The organism is Streptomyces lucensis JCM 4490 (genome assembly GCF_014650035.1).
Classification (GTDB): domain Bacteria; phylum Actinomycetota; class Actinomycetes; order Streptomycetales; family Streptomycetaceae; genus Streptomyces; species Streptomyces lucensis.
This window is the reverse complement of record NZ_BMUE01000002.1, coordinates 478854-495039: the sequence shown is the minus strand read 5'-3', so window position 1 is coordinate 495039 and position 16186 is coordinate 478854. Positions and strand designations below refer to the sequence as shown.

Annotated in this window: 14 protein-coding genes; 2 read left to right on the top strand and 12 right to left on the bottom strand. The window is 74.3% G+C overall.

Translation table 11 applies throughout. The features are described 5' to 3' along the window. Positions 1 to 144: 144 nt before the first annotated feature. Together IE177_RS06355 and IE177_RS06350 are read right to left on the bottom strand one after the other, a co-directional pair. Positions 145 to 1293 carry a carbohydrate kinase family protein gene (locus tag IE177_RS06355; RefSeq protein ID WP_190013743.1) on the bottom strand — a complete coding sequence of 383 codons (1149 nt, stop codon included), beginning with the start codon at positions 1291 to 1293 and terminating at the stop codon, positions 145 to 147. A 73-nt stretch (positions 1294 to 1366) separates the two neighbouring features. Further along, positions 1367 to 2656: a glucarate dehydratase family protein gene (locus tag IE177_RS06350; RefSeq protein WP_190013742.1), complete on the bottom strand. Its 1290-nt coding sequence runs from the start codon at positions 2654 to 2656 to the stop codon at positions 1367 to 1369. Positions 2657 to 2927: 271 nt separating this feature from the next. Between IE177_RS06350 and IE177_RS06345 the strand changes: the two genes are divergently transcribed. Next, entirely contained in the window at positions 2928 to 4154 is a 1227-nt protein-coding gene (locus IE177_RS06345) for an MFS transporter (protein ID WP_190013741.1), read from the top strand. On the opposite strand, the gene IE177_RS06340 is transcribed toward IE177_RS06345, so the two are convergent. From IE177_RS06340 to hrcA, 10 genes are all read right to left on the bottom strand, one after another. Further along, positions 4106 to 5110 carry an adenosine deaminase gene (locus tag IE177_RS06340; protein WP_190013740.1) on the bottom strand — a complete coding sequence of 335 codons (1005 nt, stop codon included), beginning with the start codon at positions 5108 to 5110 and terminating at the stop codon, positions 4106 to 4108. The genes IE177_RS06345 and IE177_RS06340 overlap by 49 nt on opposite strands. Before the next feature lie 32 nt (positions 5111 to 5142). Beyond that, on the bottom strand, positions 5143 to 6048 hold the full coding sequence (locus IE177_RS06335) for a ribonuclease Z (RefSeq protein ID WP_190013739.1): 906 nt from the start codon (positions 6046 to 6048) through the stop codon (positions 5143 to 5145). A gap of 2 nt (positions 6049 to 6050) precedes the next feature. Beyond that, complete coding sequence (locus tag IE177_RS06330; RefSeq protein WP_190013738.1) at positions 6051 to 6404, bottom strand: histidine triad nucleotide-binding protein; 354 nt, start codon at positions 6402 to 6404, stop codon at positions 6051 to 6053. 119 nt (positions 6405 to 6523) lie between these two features. Then, entirely contained in the window at positions 6524 to 9739 is a 3216-nt protein-coding gene (locus IE177_RS06325) for a S41 family peptidase (RefSeq protein WP_190013737.1), read from the bottom strand. 47 nt (positions 9740 to 9786) lie between these two features. After that, positions 9787 to 10290, bottom strand: coding sequence for a hypothetical protein (locus IE177_RS06320; RefSeq protein WP_190013736.1), 504 nt, complete (start codon positions 10288 to 10290; stop codon positions 9787 to 9789). 455 nt (positions 10291 to 10745) lie between these two features. Beyond that, positions 10746 to 11138, bottom strand: a complete 393-nt coding sequence (locus tag IE177_RS06315; protein WP_190013735.1) for a VOC family protein — start codon at positions 11136 to 11138, stop codon at positions 10746 to 10748. A gap of 17 nt (positions 11139 to 11155) precedes the next feature. Then, entirely contained in the window at positions 11156 to 11896 is a 741-nt protein-coding gene (locus IE177_RS06310) for a 16S rRNA (uracil(1498)-N(3))-methyltransferase (RefSeq protein ID WP_190013734.1), read from the bottom strand. Then, positions 11893 to 13026: a nitronate monooxygenase gene (locus IE177_RS06305; RefSeq protein WP_190013733.1), complete on the bottom strand. Its 1134-nt coding sequence runs from the start codon at positions 13024 to 13026 to the stop codon at positions 11893 to 11895. The genes IE177_RS06310 and IE177_RS06305 overlap by 4 nt, the downstream gene beginning before the upstream one ends. A 109-nt stretch (positions 13027 to 13135) precedes the next feature. Further along, positions 13136 to 14272 carry a molecular chaperone DnaJ gene (gene dnaJ, locus IE177_RS06300; RefSeq protein WP_190013732.1) on the bottom strand — a complete coding sequence of 379 codons (1137 nt, stop codon included), beginning with the start codon at positions 14270 to 14272 and terminating at the stop codon, positions 13136 to 13138. Then, positions 14273 to 15289, bottom strand: a complete 1017-nt coding sequence (gene hrcA, locus IE177_RS06295) for a heat-inducible transcriptional repressor HrcA (RefSeq protein WP_190013731.1) — start codon at positions 15287 to 15289, stop codon at positions 14273 to 14275. A gap of 163 nt (positions 15290 to 15452) precedes the next feature. On the opposite strand from hrcA, the gene IE177_RS06290 reads away from it, so the two are divergent. Continuing rightward, positions 15453 to 16175: an MBL fold metallo-hydrolase gene (locus IE177_RS06290; RefSeq protein ID WP_190013730.1), complete on the top strand. Its 723-nt coding sequence runs from the start codon at positions 15453 to 15455 to the stop codon at positions 16173 to 16175. Positions 16176 to 16186: the final 11 nt, after the last annotated feature.

The window sequence follows — 16186 nt, the reverse complement described above, 5'->3', positions numbered from 1 at the left end:
CTTCACGGCCGCGTAGCTGAGGGCGGCCTCGCACAGTCCAGAGTACGACGGGGCACCGACAAGGCCGAAGGGCTTTTCCGTGGGCCGTTCCGGGCCGCCGCCCGGCCGGCCCGGCCCCCCCCGTCCGGCGGTGCCTCCGGCCGCTCAGCCGGTCCCGCGGAATCCGATGGTGGGCACCGCCCGCCGCAACGGCCAGGGCCGGTCCAGTTCCTCCGGCACCAGCGTCTCCAGGAACGTGTACCGCCCGAGGGCCGCGGGCGGCTGCTCCCGCCCCGGCAGCGACTGCACGCGCCGCCACCACGCCCCGATCTCCGACCAGCCCGGCGCCGACAGCGATCCGCCGAACTCCTGCACCGACAGGGCCGCGGTCAGCCCCGCGAAGGCCAGCCGGTCAGCCAGCGGCCACCCCGCCAGGCTCCCGGTGACGAACCCGGCGACGAACACGTCCCCCGCCCCGGTGGGATCCAGCGCCTCCACGGCGATGGCGGGCACCTCGGCCGCCTCCCCCGTCCGCCGGTCCACCGCGTACGCACCCTCGGAGCCGAGGGTCACGACGGCGACCGGTACGTACTCGGTCAGGGCGTGCGCGGCGGCCCGGGGGCAGTCCGCCCCCGTGTAGCGCCGCGCCTCCTCGGCGTTGGGCAGGAACGCCTCGCAGTGCTCCAGGTCGGCCAGCCCCCGAAGGTCCCACGCCCCGGTCTCGTCCCAGCCGACGTCGGCGAAGACCCGGGTGCCCGCGCGGGCGGCCTGCGCGATCCAGGGTGCGCGGCGCCCCGGCGTGAGGGAGGCGACGGCCGCCCGGGCCCTGGGCGGGAAGTCCGGCGCCGGCTCCTCGGGCGGCGGCTCGTGCCCGTGGGACACCATCGTGCGCTCGCCCTCGTAGGCCATGGAGACGGTCACCGGCGAGTGCCAGCCGGGCACGGTGCGCGAGGCCGAGAGGTCGATGCCCTCGCCGTGTTCGAGGGCGTCCCAGCAGTACTCGCCGTAGTGGTCGTCGCCGAAGGCCGCGGCGAGGGACGTGCGCAGGCCGAGGCGGGCGAGGGCGGCGGCCATGTTGGCGATCCCGCCCGGGCTCGAGCCCATGCCCCGGGCCCAGGACTCGGTGCCGCGCACGGGCGCCGAGTCCAGGCCGGTGAAGACGATGTCGAGGAAGACGGTGCCCGTGAGGTAGACGTCCCAGGGCGGGTCGCCGGGGGCGCGCAGGGCGGCGAGCGGGTCCACCTGGGCCTGCCGGCGCGCGGCCTGCGTGAGGTGTTCGGGTTCCTCTCCGGCGATCGTGTGCGACGGGGTCACGTGCGCTCCCTGACGTGGTGCGGTTGTGGCCAGTGTGCACCAGGGGCCCCACCGGGACCGCCGGTCGCAGCCGTCACCAGCGCGGCATCACCGGTGTCCGCCACCCCGGTTCGGCCGCCCGCATCGCCGCCGCGTCGTCCCGGTCCCGCAGCGAGCCGTCGTCGTCGGCCCACCGCCGGTGCAGCCGGGCGAGTTCGTCCCGGTCCAGTTCGACGCCGAGGCCGGGCGCGTCGGACACCGTGACCGAGCCGCCGGTGAAGGTGAGCCGCTCGGTGAGGACGTCCTCCGACTGCCAGGGGTAGTGCGAGTCGCAGGCGTGGTGGAGGTCCGGCACGGTCGACGCCACGTGGGTCATGGCGGCGAGGCTGATGCCGAGGTGGGTGTTGGAGTGCATGGACACCCCGACGCCGAAGGCCGCGCAGATCGCCGCGAGGTGGCGGGTGTTGCGCAGTCCGCCCCAGTAGTGGTGGTCGGAGAGGACGATCTGGACGGCGTCCTTCGTGAACGCCTCCGCGATCTCCCCGAAGGTGGTCACGCACATGTTGGTGGCGAGCGGGACGCGGGTGGCCGCCGAGACCTCTGCCATGGCGGGGGTGCCCAGCGTCGGGTCCTCCAGGTACTCCAGGACGTCACCGAGTTCCTCCGCCACCTTCAGCGAGGTGGCCACCGACCAGGCGCCGTTGGGGTCGAGGCGCAGCGGGTGCCCGGGGAAGGCCTCGGCGAGGGCGCGCACCGCGGCGACCTCCTCGCCGGGCGGGAACACACCGCCCTTGAGCTTGAACGAGCCGAAGCCGTGCCGCCGCCGCAGCTCCCGCGCCTGCGCAACGATTCCGGCCGGGTCCAGGGCGGCGCCCCACCGGTCCGGTTCGGCCGGCACGCCCGCCGGGTGCCGGGCCCATTTGTAGAACAGGTAGGCGCTGTACTCGACGGCGTCGCGGACCTTGCCGCCGAGGAGCGCGTGCACGGGCAGTCCGAACGCCCTGCCCTGGGCGTCCAGGCAGGCGACCTCGAAGGCGGACAGCACGGACAGCCGCAGTTTGCCCGCGCTCTGCACCCCGCGCAGCCCGCCCGCGTCCACGGCGCCCGCCACCTGCGACTCGTCCACGGGGAGATCGATCGCGAACATACCGTTCACATCCGTGACCGACCGGCCGGGGAGCCGTGCGGCGAGCGAACGGGCCAGGTCCAGGTACCCGGTGTCGCCGTAGGTCTCGCCGAGCCCCGTGACACCGTCGGCCGTGACGATCTCCACGATCAGCCGGGGTGTGTACGGCTGGTGCACCCCCTGGGTGTTGAGCAGGGGCGGGTCGGCCACCAGGATCGGCGTCAGCCGCACCTCGGAGATGGTCAGGTCACGGGTCACGGGGGGCTCCCACGTCAGACGCTCGTCCATGTATGAGAACTGAGGCTATGTAGACGGACAGGAGGCCGTCAACGGCACCCGGGAAAGCGCGCGCCTTTACCCGAGATCGCCGAACCCAAACGCACCAGTGACCCAGATCACGTCACCCGATCTTCTTCCGCAACCGCGTGCTTGATACAACTTGCTCGCGCGTTCCCGTCCGTCGACGGCCGTCGCCCTCCCCTCTCCCCCGGCTCTCGAGCCGCTCCTTCAGCCTGCCCTGGGAACGCCCGTGTCCGCCCCCCGCTCCATGCCCTGGCCCCTCGTCGCCCTTTTCACGGCCGGGTACCTCGCCCCCTACCTGCTGCCGACCACGGTCGGCAGACTCGACGGCGGGCTCCCGCTCACCGCCACCCAGGCCGGTGCCATCGGCAGCGCCCTGCTGCTGAGTTCGGCGACGGCGGGCTTCCTGCTGGCCTCCCGGGTGGACCGCCTCGGCCCCCGGACGCTCGCCCGCACCGGCCTCGCGCTCGCCTTCCTCGGCTACGGCGGCGCCGCCCTCACCGGGTGCGTACCCGCCGTGGTCGCGGGCGCGCTCGCCGGCGGGTTCGGGTCGGGCACGGTCACGGCGGTCGCCGCGAGCGGGATCGCCGCCCAGCGCGATCCGCACCGCGTCACCACGCTCGGCCTGCTCGGCGTCTCCGCCCTCGCCGGCGCCCTCTACCTGACGATCCCCCGGCTCGGCCCGGGCCACGGTCTCCCGCTCGCCGCCCTCGCGCTGACCGCGCTCGCCGTCTGGCCCGTCACCGGCCGGCTGTCCGCCCGCACGGCGGCCGTCCACACGTCCCTGGGGCGCGGCCGCCTGCCCCGGCCGCGCGCCGGGCTGCTGCTCGCCGCCGCCATGCCCTGCTGGTCTCTCGCCCAGAACTCCCTGTGGGGCGTCAGCGGGCGCATCGGCACCGCACAGGCCCACCTCACCGAGGTCACCGTGGGCGCGGTGTTCGCGGTGGCGCTCGGCGCCGGTCTGGCCGGCGTCGTGGGCGCCGGAGCGCTCGGGCCGCGGCTCGGCCGGGCGCTGCCCATCGGCGCCGGTACGGCGCTCATCGCCGGCTGCGTCGCCCTGAGCGCGTCCGCGCGGGACCTGCCGGCCTTCGCGGCGGGCGAGATCTCCTGGAACCTGCTCTACCCGGTCGTGCTGTCGTACGTCATCGGCCTCGCCGCCTCCCTCGACCCGCGGGGCCGCTGGGCGGTCCTGGTCGGCTCGTCGGCCTCCCTGGGGACGGCGGCGGGCCCGCTGGCCGGGAGCGTGTTGGCGGGGTGGGCCGGGTTCCCGGCGACGGGCCTGCTCCTCGCCGCCGGGCTCCTGCTGGCCGCCGTGCCGATGACGGCGGTGGCCCTGCGGACCGGCAGGCGGGCGCTCCCGGTCGTGGAGGTCCCGGTGGAGACGTCCGCCGTGCCCGTCCGGCGGGCCTACGACACCGCGTCCCCGAACTCGTACGCCGCCACCTCGGCGAGGTAGCGGGCCCGGCGCTCCTCGTCGTCCTCCAGGAAGGAGGCGAGGAAGGAGTTGCGGGCCAGCTCGCGCAGCCGGTCCTCGGTGAGGCCCAGCGACCGCCGTACGGCCGCGAAGTTGTCGCCGGCGTACCCGCCGAAGTACGCCGGGTCGTCCGAGTTGACCGTGCACAGCAGACCGGCGTCGAGCATGGCCGGCAGCGGGTGGTCGGCCAGGGTGTCCACCGTGCGCAGCCGGACGTTGGACAGCGGGCACAGCGTGAGCGGGACGCGGTCCCGGACCAGCCGCTCGACCAGCGCCGGGTCCTCCATGCAGCGCAGGCCGTGGTCGACGCGCTCGACACCGAGCACGTCCAGCGCCTCGGTGATGTACTGCGGCGGGCCTTCCTCGCCGGCGTGCGCGACCCGGCGCAGCCCGAGCGCGGCGGCGGCCTCGTACACCCGGCGGAACTTCGCCGGCGGGTGTCCGACCTCGGCGGAGTCCAGGCCGATCCCGGTGATCCGGTCCAGGTACGGCCGTGCCGCCTCCAGGGTCTCGAACGCGGACTCGGCGGACTCGTCGCGCAGGAAGCAGAGGATGAGCCTGGTGGAGATCCCGTGGTTCTCCTCGCTGCGGCCGAGCGCCCGCCACAGCCCCTCCACGACCGTGCCCATGGACACGCCCCGGGCGAGGTGGGCCTGCGGGTCGAAGAAGATCTCCGCGTGCCGCACGCCCTGGGCGGCGGCCCGGGCGAGGTAGGCGTCGGCCAGGTCGGCGAAGTCCTGCTCGGTGAGCAGGACGGCCATCAGCTCGTAGTACAGGTCCAGGAAGGACTGGAGGTCCTCGAACCGGTACGCCTCGCGCAGCTCGTCGGTGCCGGCATAGGGCAGCTCGACGCCGTTGCGGGCGGCCAGCTCGAACGCCAGCTCCGGCTCCAGGGTGCCTTCGACGTGGAGGTGCAGCTCTGCTTTGGGGAGGGGCATCAAAGCATCGTACGACCCAGTGACCTGCGGTTTCACCTGCGCTTGGGGACCGGTACCCGCTGCAGGTCGTGCGCCACGGTCAGTTCGCCCCCGAACCCGGCCGCCCGCGCCTGCCGCTCGAACTCGCCGGGCTCGGAGTAGCGCTGGCTGAAGTGGGTGAGGACGAGGTGCCGCACGCCCGCGTCCCGGGCCACCGCGGCGGCCTGCCCGGCGGTCAGGTGGCCGTGGTCGGCCGCCAGTCCCGCGTCCTCGTCGAGGAACGTGGACTCGATGACGAGCAGGTCGCAGCCCTCGGCCAGCGCGTGCACCCCGTCGCACAGCCGGGTGTCCATGACGAAGGCGAACCGCTGTCCGCGCCGCACCTCGCTGACGTCGTCCAGCGTCACGTCCCCGAGCCGGCCGGCGCGCTGGAGGAGGCCCACGTCCGGGCCCTTGATGCCGTGCGCGGCGAGACGGTCGGGCAGCATGCGGCGGCCGTCGGGCTCGATCAGGCGGTAGCCGAAGGACTCGACCGGGTGGGACAGCCTGCGGGCCTCCAGGGTGTACGACCGGGTCACCGCGAGGATGCCGTCGGCGGCGACCGGTGCCTCGGTGAGGCCGGCCGTCTCCCGGTAGGCGGTCGCGTACCGCAGCCGGTCGAAGAAGCGCTGCCCGGAGCGCGGGTAGTGCGCGGTGACCTCGTGCGGGACCTGGTCGAGGTTGATCCGCTGGATGACCCCGGCGAGGCCCAGCGAGTGGTCGCCGTGGAAGTGGGTGACGCAGATCCGGTTCAGGTCGTGGGCGGCGGCCCCGGCACGCAGCATCTGGCGCTGCGTGCCCTCGCCGGGGTCGAACAGGATGCCCTCGCCGTCCCACCGCAGCAGGTAGCCGTTGTGGTTGCGGTGCCGGGTCGGGACCTGGCTGGCGGTGCCGAGGACCACCAGTTCACGGACGGACATGCTTATCCGGGGGGCCATTCCAGACCGCGCCCGCCGAGGACGTGCGCGTGGGCGTGCCAGACGGTCTGGCCGGCGCCGCTGCCGGTGTTGAACACCGTGCGGTAGCTCTCCAGCTTTTCCTCCTCCGCCACCGCCCGGGTCTCCCGCAGGACGTCGGCGGCGAGTTCCGGCGCGCCCGCGGCGAGGGCGGCGGCGTTCTCGTAGTGGGCCTTGGGGATCACCAGGATGTGCGTGGGCGCCTGGGGGTTTATGTCCCGGAAGGCGACGGTCGTCTCGGTCTCGCGGACGATCGTCGCCGGGATCGAACCCGCGACGATCTTGCAGAACAGGCAGTCGTCCTGCGGTTCCCCAGCCATGGCGCTGCGCTCGCTTTCGACGGTGATCTTTACGGGGGCATGGTAGTCGGTCGGGTGCGGGTCGGGGGGGTGATCGCGCCTATGCGGCGGAGCCGCATATGGACACAGCCCCGCGCCCCTTACGTCGGCATGCCCGGGGGTGTCTTCGCCGGGCTGGTCTCCAGGGTTTCCAGCGCGAGGGCGATCGCGGCGTCCAGTTGGGCGTCCGTGCCCGCCGCCCAGTCCTGGGGGCGCTGGACGACCTCCACGTCCGGGTCCACGCCGTGGTTCTCGACGTCCCAGCCGTGGCCTTCCAGCCAGATCGCGTACTTGGGCTGGGTGACCGAGGTGCCGTCGACCAGGTGGTAGCGGCTGTCGATGCCGATGACGCCGCCCCAGGTGCGGGTGCCGACGACCGGGCCGATGCCGAGGGCCTTGATGGCCGCGTTGACGATGTCGCCGTCGGAGCCGGACCACTCGTTGGCGATGGCGACGACCGGACCGCGGGGCGCGTCGAGCGGGTAGCTGGTGGGGCGCATGCCGCGCGCGAGGTCCCAGCCGATGATGCGGCGGGCCAGCTTCTCCACCACGAGCTGGGAGGTGTGGCCGCCGCGGTTCTCGCGGACGTCGACCACGAGTCCCTCACGGGCGACCTCGACGCGCAGGTCGCGGTGGATCTGCGCCCAGCCGGGGGCCTGCATGTCGGGCACGTGGAGGTAGCCGAGGCGGCCGCCGGAGGCCGCGTGGACGTGGGCCCGGCGGTCGGCGACCCAGGCGTGGTAGCGCAGGGGCTCCTCGTCGGCGACCGGGACGACGACCGTGTGGCGCGGCTCGCCGCCGCCCGCCGGGGAGACGGTCAGCTCGACGGGGTGGCCGGCCGTGCCGACGAGCAGGGGGCCGGGGCCGGTCACCGGGTCGACCGGGTGTCCGGCGACCGCGATGACCGCGTCGCCGGGGCGGACCGCGACGCCGGGTGCGGCGAGCGGGGAGCGGGCGTCCGGGTCGGAGGTCTCCGAGGGCAGGATGCGGTCGACGCGCCAGCTGCCGTCCTCGTGGCGGGAGATGTCGGCGCCGAGCAGGCCGTGCCGGGCGCCGCCGCCGCGGCCGCCGGCCGGGGTGACGTAGGCGTGCGAGGTCCCGAGTTCGCCGTGCACCTCCCACAGCAGGTCGACGAGGTCGCTGTGGGTGGCGACGCGGGCGAGCAGCGGGCGGTAGCGGCCGAGGACGCCGTCCCAGTCGACGCCGCCGAGGTCGGGCCGCCAGAAGTGGTCGCGCATGAGGCGGCCGGTCTCGTCGTACATCTGCCGCCACTCGGCGGCCGGGTCGACGGTCTGCCGGACGCGGGCGAGGTCGACGGTGACGCTGGTGTCGCCGTCGTCGTCGGTGCCGGTACGCCGGTCGCTGGGCACGACCCGCAGCCGGCCGTCGCTCCACAGCAGGACGCGTCTGCCGTCGCCGCTGACCTCGAAGTGGTCGGCGTCGGAGGCGAGGTGCTCCAGACGCCGCTGGGCGAGGTCGTAGCGCTCCAGCTCGGTGTGCGGGTCGGCGTCCTCCGGGTGGGCGCGGGAGGCGCCGAGGACGCCGTGCACGGGGTGGCGCAGCCACAGGACGCCGTCCTTGGCGGCGCGCAGGCTGGAGTAGCGGCCGGCCTCGACCGGGAAGGGCACGATCCGGTCGGCGAGGCCTTCGAGGTCGACGCGGGTCACGGGGGTGCCCTCGCTGTCGGGGGTCTCGTCCTTGTCGGGCGTCTCGAAGGGGCGGCCGTGCCGCTGCGGACCGAACGGGGACGGGGTGGTGGCGGCCAGGGTGATCAGGTGCGGGCGGGCGCCGACCACGAACGCGAGGTCGAAGACGTGCTCGTCGTAGACCGGGTCGAAGGCACGGTTGGAGAGGAAGGCGAGGTGCTTGCCGTCGAGGGTGAAGGCGGGCGCGTAGTCCTGGAAGCGCAGCGGGGTCGCCTCGGTGACCGACAGGTCGGTGGTGTGGGCGATCCGCAGCTGGGACAGCGGGCGGGGGCCGGGGTGGGCCCAGGCGAGCCAGGCGGAGTCGGGCGAGAACGCCAGCCCGGAGACCTCGCCGTCGTCGCTGCGGTCGACCTCGCGGACCTCGCCGGTCACGCACTCGACGAGCAGCAGCCGTCCGTCGTGCGCGGCGACGGCGGCCCTGCTGCCGTCCGGCGCCACGGCCAGCTCCAGGACCCGGCCGAGCTGCCCGGCGGCGAGCCTGCGGGGCGGGGCGCCGGGCACGGTGCCGGTCGCGGGGGCGAACTCCAGGGCGTCGTCGCCCTCGGCGTCCGTCACCCACACCACCCACTCCTCGCCGTCGGCGCGGAAGGTGCGGGGCAGCCGGGCGCGGACGCCGGGGGTGGCGGCGAGGGCGCGGGCGGGCCCGGAGCGGTGGGTGACCCAGTGGACGCCGCCGCGCACGCAGACGGCGCTGCCCCGGGCCGCGTGGTCGGGGGACGCCTCGCCGAACCAGCGGGAGGCGTTGACCGGGTGCGGCCGCAGGTCCACCCGGGGTCCGCCGAGCCGTACGTCCAGCCGGCGCGGCTCGGCGCCCTCCAGGTCGTCCAGCAGCCACAGTTCACCGGCCGAGCTGTAGACGACCCGGTCGCCGTCGCCGGCGGCGTGCCGGGCGTAGAAGCCGTCGAGGGGGGTGTGCCGGCGCAGGTCGGAGCCGTCGGCGAGGGAGGAGTACAGGGCGCCCGTGCCCTCGTGGTCGGAGAGGAACGCGATCCGGTCGCCCACCCAGACCGGCCGCTCGATGTTCCCGTCGATCTCCTCGTGCAGCCGGACGAACTCGCCGTCGCCGTCGGGGTCGATCCACAGCTTGCCCGCCGTGCCGCCGCGGTAGCGCTTCCAGTAGGCGGCCTCGCGGCCCATCGGCGCGGACTGCAGCACGGTGGCCGGCCCGAAGGCCACCGCGCCGACCGGCCCGTAGGACAGGGTCTCGGCCGGTCCGCCGTCCAGTGGGACGGCGTGCGCCCAGGTGCGCCGGAAACTGGACTGGCCGTGCGCGCCGAGCGCGAGCACCCGGCCGTCGGGGGTCCAGCCCCGTACCTCGGTACGGATGTTGCCCCAGTACGTCAGCCGCCGGGCGGGGCCGCCGTCCACGGGGGCGACGTGCACCTCGGGGGCGCCGTCCCGGGTGGAGGTCCAGGCGAGGTGCCGTCCGTCCGGCGATATCCGGGGCTGGGTCACCGGCACGTTGTCGGCGCTGACCCGCCAGGCGCGGCCGCCGTCGAGCGGGGCGAGCCAGACGTCGTCCTCGGCGACGAACGTCACCAAGTCCCCGTGCAGATGGGGGAATCGCAGGTAGGCGGACGAATCCGTGGTTCGGGTAGCACCTTGGGTCACCCCGTCACTGTACGCAGCGGACCGTGTGCCCCGCTCCCGGTTTCCGATCACTTGCCCTCGACGGGCCAGCAGGTGGGGTCGCCCTTGCACCAGACGGTGCGGGTGACGGTGACGGTCACGGTGGGCCGCGGCTGCCCTCCGGTGGGCAGCCGGTACGTCGGGCGGGGCCGGGCGTCGCAGTCGCCGAGCCCGCTGACGTGGAACACCTGTCTGCCGCCCACCCTCGCCGTGAGGTCACCGCGCACGCAGGCGCCCTCGACGGCCCTGGTCACCCTGCCGGTGACGGTGATCTTCCGGCCGTCCTTCGTCTCACCGCGGCAGTCGACGGAGACGACGGTCGTCTCGGACGGCGAGGGCGTCCCGGCCGCCGCGCCGCCGCCCTTGCCGTAGTCGCCGGTGCAGGTGAGCCAACTGACGTCCACGTGCTCGCGTTTCAGCCGGGCGGTCGCGGTCGTGTCGGTGGTGTAGGCGGCGGTCGCGGAGCTGAGGTCGCCCGGCCGGCACGCGGCCATGGCACCGCCGGCCGTCACGACCAGGCCCACGACGGCCATCGCCCGCACTCCCCGCCGGATTCCCCTCGGTGGCCCCATGAAGGGCAGCGTGCCACCGGGCCGGGCGGGGCGGAAGGCCGCATACGGCCACTCACCCGATCGGGGACGTGCGCCCGCCGCCGCTCCCTACGCCGGCCCGATGCGCGGCAAACACGCTCTGAGGCGGCTCGTGGTGGCGGACGGGACCGTCTGGCTGTGGGCCGTCCGGCACCGGCACGCCGCCGGCGGCACCTGTGCCGAGGTGCTGGCGCTGTACCGGGACGGTGTGCGTACGACGTGTTCGAGGGGGCCGTCACGGGCGGGTACACCCATTCCGGGCTCGTCTTCGACGACCGCGGCAACACGGTCGACCTGCACGAGCCCGGTGTCGTGAGGGCGTTCGCCGACGAGCTCCGCGCGCGCGGGCCGGTCACCGGCGAGGTGGACGGGGTGGGAACTGCTGGCCGCCGTCGCCGTCAGCCGCGCAGCAGCAGCCACTCCTGGAGTTCGACGAGGTTGCCCTCCGGGTCCCTGAGGTGGGCCACGCGCATGCGGTCGGTCATGGGGGCCGGGCCGTGCAGCAGCTCCGCGCCCCGGGAGGCGATCTCCGCGCAGTAGGCGTCGAGATCGTCCACCCGCAGCACCACCAGGGAGCGGTGGCCGGTGGCGGTCTCGCTCAGCTCGTCCAGGACCCGGGCCATCATCGACCGGTCCTGCAGCGCGATCCCCGCGGAGCCGGCGTGCGGGCTGAACTTCTCGTACGGGCCCTCGGTCGCGCCGGACTGCGGCTTGAGGCCGAGGACGTCGGCGTAGAACCGGTAGCAGGCGGCGAAGTCGGTTACCAGGAGCCGGACTTGGGCGAGTTCCATGGTGTCCCCCCGTGGAGTCAGGACCACCGGCCGGTGCGCGCCAGCACGAGGGCCGCCGCGGCGGTGCCGGCGGTCGATGTGCGCAACACGGTACGCCCCAGGACGTACGGCTTCGCACCCGCCTCGGCGAACACCGCCAGTTCCTCGGGGGAGACGCCGCCTTCGGGGCCCACGACCAGCACGATCTCGCCCCGGGTGGGCAGCTCGACGGTGGCGAGCCGTTCCTCGCCGCTCTCGTGGAGGACGGCCGCGAAGTCCGCCCCGGCCAGAAGTGTGCCGACCTGCCGGGTCGTCGCCGCGTCCGCGACGTCGGGGAAGCGGACACGGCGGGACTGCTTGCCGGCCTCGCGGGCGGTGGCCCGCCACTTGCCGAGGGCCTTCAGGCCGCGGTCGCCCCTCCACTGGGTGATGCACCGGGACGCCTGCCAGGGCACGATCGCGTCGACGCCGACCTCGGTCATCGTCTCGACGGCCAGTTCACCCCGGTCGCCCTTGGGCAGGGCCTGCACGACGGTGATCCGCGGGGCGGCCGGGGCCTCCTCGTGGACGGGCTCCAGGTCGACGACGACCAGCCGGTCCTTGCCCTCCGCCGCCTTGACGACCCCCTCGGCCCAGCGGCCGCGCCCGTCGGTGAGGACCACGTCCTCACCGGGCCGCAGCCGCTTCACGGAGACGGCGTGCCGGCCCTCGGGCCCGTCGAGCACGAACTCGGGCGCGACCCGGTCGAGTCGCTCCACCACGAAGACGGGCGCGGTCATCGCCAGTCACCTCCACGCACGGCGAGTTCCGACAACGCTGTCCCCGCCTGGGCGAGTTCGGCCACCAGCACCTCCACCAGCCGTCCGGCCGGCAGTTCCCGGGCCATCCGGTGCCCCTGGCCCGCCCACAGTGCCATCCCCTGCGCGTCCCCGGCCTTGGCGGCGGCCTTGCGCAGCGGGGCGGTGAGGTGGTGGACCTCCGGGTAGGCGGCGGGGGCGTACGGGCCGTGCTCGCGCAGGAAGCGGTTGACGAGCGCGCGCGCCGGGCGGCCGGAGAAGGCCCGGGTCAGCTCGGTGCGCGCGAACAGCGGGTTGGTCAGCGCCTGCTTGTGCAGCGGGTGGGCGCCGGACTCGGGGGTGGCGAGGAAGGCGGTGCCCAGCTGGGCGGCGCTCGCCCCCGCGGCGAGGACGGCGGCGATCTGGCCGCCGCGCATGAGGCCGCCGGCGGCGACGACCGGGATGCCCACGGACTCGCGGATCCGCGCCACCAGGGACAGCAGCCCTATGCCGGAGCCGTCGTTCTCGGGGAGGTCCCGGTGGGTGCCCTGGTGACCGCCGGCCTCCACGCCCTGCGCGATCACCGCGTCCGCCCCGGCCCGCTCGACCGCGCGGGCCTCCTCGGCGGTGGTGGCGGTGACCATGGTGAAGGTCCCGGCACGGTGGAGGGAGTCGATGACCTCCCGGCCCGGCACGCCGAAGTGGAAGGAGACCACGGGCACCGGGTTGTCCAGGAGCACGGCGAGCTTGGCGTCGTAGCCGTCGTCCCGGCCGCTGTCGGGGTCGCCCAGCTCGGTCTCGTACCAGGCGGCCTCGCCGGCCAGCTGCTGCGCGTACATCTCCACGGCGCCCGCGTCGAGGGGCGCGGCGCCGGCCGCCGCGGTGGAGCCGGTGCCCGCACCGGGATGTTCGGGCTGGGACACGAACACGTTCACGCCGAAGGGGCGGTTCGTGAGCCCGCGGAGCTGCTTGATCTCCTGGTACATGCCGTCGGCCGTCTTGTATCCGGCGGCGAGGAACCCGAGGCCGCCCGCCTCGGAGACGGCGGCGGCGAGCTGCGGGAGGGAGACACCGCCCGCCATGGGTGCCTGCACGATCGGGTGGGGGAAGAGACCGGTCAGCGCGGAGGACATGACCGCATGTTGTCACGTCCTTCGAACAACGCCGAATCGAGGCTTCCCCCGGCATAAGCCACGGGCATGCGGGGCGCCGGAGCACCCCGCATGCCTCGTCGGCAACGGCTCAGCGACCGTTGAACGCGTCCTTCAACCGCGAGAACAGCCCCTGCTGTCCCGGCTGGAACTGCCCCTGCGGCCGCTCCTCGCCCCGCAGCTTGGCCAGTTCGCGCAGCAACCGCTCCTGCTCCGGGTCCAGCTTGGTCGGCGTCGTGACCTCCACGTGCACGATCAGGTCGCCCCGGCCGCCGCCGCGCAGATGCGTGACGCCCCGGTTGTGCAGCGGGATCGACTGGCCGGACTGGGTGCCGGGCCGGATGTCGACCTCCTCCATGCCGTCCAGGGTCTCCAGCGGCACCTTGGTGCCGAGGGCCGCCGCGGTCATCGGGATGGTGACCGTGCAGTGCAGGTCGTCGCCACGCCGCTGGAAGGTGTGGTGCGCCAGTTCGTGGATCTCCACGTACAGGTCACCGGCCGGACCGCCGCCGGGCCCGACCTCGCCCTCACCGGCGAGCTGGATCCGCGTGCCGTTGTCGACACCGGCCGGGATCTTCACGGTGAGCGTGCGGCGCGAGCGGACGCGGCCGTCGCCGGCGCACTCCGGGCACGGCGTCGGCACGACGGTCCCGAAGCCCTGGCACTGCGGGCAGGGCCGCGAGGTCATGACCTGGCCCAGGAAGGACCGGGTGACCTGGGAGACCTCACCGCGGCCGCGGCACATGTCACAGGTCTGGGCCGACGTGCCCGGGGCCGCGCCCTCGCCGCTGCAGGTGTTGCAGACGATCGCGGTGTCGACCTGGATGTCCTTGGTCGTGCCGAAGGCCGCCTCGTCCAGCTCCACCTCGATACGGATCATCGCGTCCTGGCCGCGCCGGGTGCGCGAGCGCGGACCGCGCTGCGACGCCGTGCCGAAGAACGCGTCCATGATGTCGGAGAAGTTGCCGAAGCCACCGGCCCCGAAGCCGCCCGCGCCGGCTCCGCCCGACTGGGAGAGCGGGTCGCCGCCGAGGTCGTAGACCTGCTTCTTCTGCGGGTCCGACAGCACCTCGTAAGCGGCGTTGATCTCCTTGAACCGCTCCTGGGTCTTCGGGTCGGGGTTGACGTCCGGGTGCAGCTCGCGCGCGAGCCGGCGGAACGCCTTCTTGATCTCATCCTGCGACGCGTCGCGGCGCACGCCGAGAACGGCGTAGTAGTCCGTGGCCACTTACGACTCCGCCAGGATCTGTCCGACGTACCGTGCCACTGCGCGTACCGCTCCCATCGTTCCCGGATAGTCCATGCGGGTCGGTCCGACCACGCCGAGCTTGGCAACCGCCTCGCCGCCCGAACCGTAGCCCACCGACACCACAGAGGTGGAGTTGAGTCCCTCATGGGCGTTCTCGTGGCCGATGCGCACGGTAACGCCGGGGTCCTTCGCCTCGCCGAGGAGCTTGAGGAGCACGACCTGCTCCTCCAGTGCCTCCAGGACGGGGCGGATCGTGAGGGGGAAGTCGTGCCCGAAGCGGGTGAGATTGGCGGTGCCGCCGATCATCAGCCGCTCCTCGTTCTCCTCGACCAGTGTCTCCAGAAGGGTGGAGAGCACCGTGGAGACCGTACCGCGGTCCTCGGCCTCGAAGGCGTCGGGCAGGTCCTCGACCAGTCGCGGCACGTCCGTGAACCGGCGGCCCGCGACCCGGCTGTTCAGCCGCGCCCGCAGGTCCGCGAGCGAGGCCTCGCCGAACGGCGCCGGGCAGTCGACCATCCGCTGCTCGACCCGGCCGGTGTCCGTGATCAGCACGAGCATCACGCGCGCGGGAGCGAGCGAGAGCAGCTCCACGTGCCGGACGGTGGACCGGGTCAGGGACGGGTACTGCACGACGGCGACCTGCCGGGTCAGCTGCGCCAGCAGCCGCACCGTGCGGGCCACGACGTCGTCGAGGTCGACGGCGCCGTCCAGGAAGTTCTGGATCGCCCGCCGCTCGGGCGCGGTCATCGGCTTCACGCCCGCGAGCTTGTCGACGAAGAGGCGGTAACCCTTGTCCGTCGGGATGCGTCCGGCACTGGTGTGGGGCTGGGCGATGTACCCGTCCTCCTCCAGGGCCGCCATGTCGTTGCGCACGGTCGCCGGGGAGACGCCGAGGCTGTGCCGCTCGGTGAGCGCCTTGGACCCCACCGGCTCCTCGGTGCCGACGTAGTCCTGGACGATGGCGCGCAGCACCTGCAGCCTGCGTTCACTCAGCATCCGCGCGCACCTCCAGCACGTCGTCCCCGGGCCCTTGCGATCCGTCCGCCCTGGCACTCTGCGTCCACGAGTGCCAACCTTCCCCGGCCCAGTGTACGGCTGTGGGGTACGCCCTGGGCAAGGGCGAACCCGCCCCGCCCGCTCCTACCGTTAGCGTCGCGTTATGACGGTGACTTGGGAAGAGGTCGGGTGGGAGCGGCTGGCCGCGGGGGTCGGGCGGTGCCGGCTGCCGGGCTGGGACTGCACCGCGGGCCTGGTGCTCGGGGCGGGTACGGCGCTGATGGTGGACGCCGGGTCGAGCCTCGCCGAGGGGGCGCGGACGCGGGAGCGGGCGCAGCGGATCGCGGGGCGGCGTGTGACCCATCTCGCGCTCACGCACCCCCACTTCGACCACGTCTTCGGCGCCGCCGCCCTGGCCGGGGCGGAGGTGTACGCGGCGGTGGGCACGGAGGCGGTGTTCGCCCACGAGCGCGCGGGGCTGCGCCTGGACGCGGTCAGGAACGGCCTGCCGGTCGCGGAGGCCGACGAGGCGGTGGACGCGCTGGCCCCGCCCCGGCACCTGGTGTCGGGCGAGTGGACGCTGGACCTCGGCGACGGCCGCCAGGTGCTCCTGGCCAACGTGGGGCCCGGCCACACGGCCCACGACCTGGCGGTGCTGGTGCCGGGCGATCCGGAGGTCGTCTTCTGCGGCGACCTGGTCGAGGAGTCGGGCGAACCCCAGGCGGGCCCGGACGCGGTCCCCTCCCGCTGGCCCGCCGCCCTGGACCGCCTGCTGTCCCTCGGCGGCGAGCACGCCCTGTACGTGCCCGGTCACGGAGCGGTGGTGGACGCGGCCTTCGTGCGGCGCCAGCGCGACGAGCTGGCGGCGCGTTTCGGCGTGTCGTGAACCTGGGCGCG

Coding starts and splice junctions, on each gene's coding strand:
- IE177_RS06320 (WP_190013736.1), bottom strand. CDS start 10,290: ATGGCCGTCGTGGGCCTGGTCGTGACGGCCGGCGGTGCCATGGCCGCG.
- hrcA (WP_190013731.1), bottom strand. CDS start 15,289: ATGCTGAGTGAACGCAGGCTGCAGGTGCTGCGCGCCATCGTCCAGGAC.
- IE177_RS06340 (WP_190013740.1), bottom strand. CDS start 5,110: ATGCCCCTCCCCAAAGCAGAGCTGCACCTCCACGTCGAAGGCACCCTG.
- IE177_RS06335 (WP_190013739.1), bottom strand. CDS start 6,048: ATGTCCGTCCGTGAACTGGTGGTCCTCGGCACCGCCAGCCAGGTCCCG.
- IE177_RS06310 (WP_190013734.1), bottom strand. CDS start 11,896: ATGACCGCGCCCGTCTTCGTGGTGGAGCGACTCGACCGGGTCGCGCCC.
- IE177_RS06305 (WP_190013733.1), bottom strand. CDS start 13,026: ATGTCCTCCGCGCTGACCGGTCTCTTCCCCCACCCGATCGTGCAGGCA.
- IE177_RS06290 (WP_190013730.1), top strand. CDS start 15,453: ATGACGGTGACTTGGGAAGAGGTCGGGTGGGAGCGGCTGGCCGCGGGG.
- IE177_RS06330 (WP_190013738.1), bottom strand. CDS start 6,404: ATGGCTGGGGAACCGCAGGACGACTGCCTGTTCTGCAAGATCGTCGCG.
- IE177_RS06315 (WP_190013735.1), bottom strand. CDS start 11,138: ATGGAACTCGCCCAAGTCCGGCTCCTGGTAACCGACTTCGCCGCCTGC.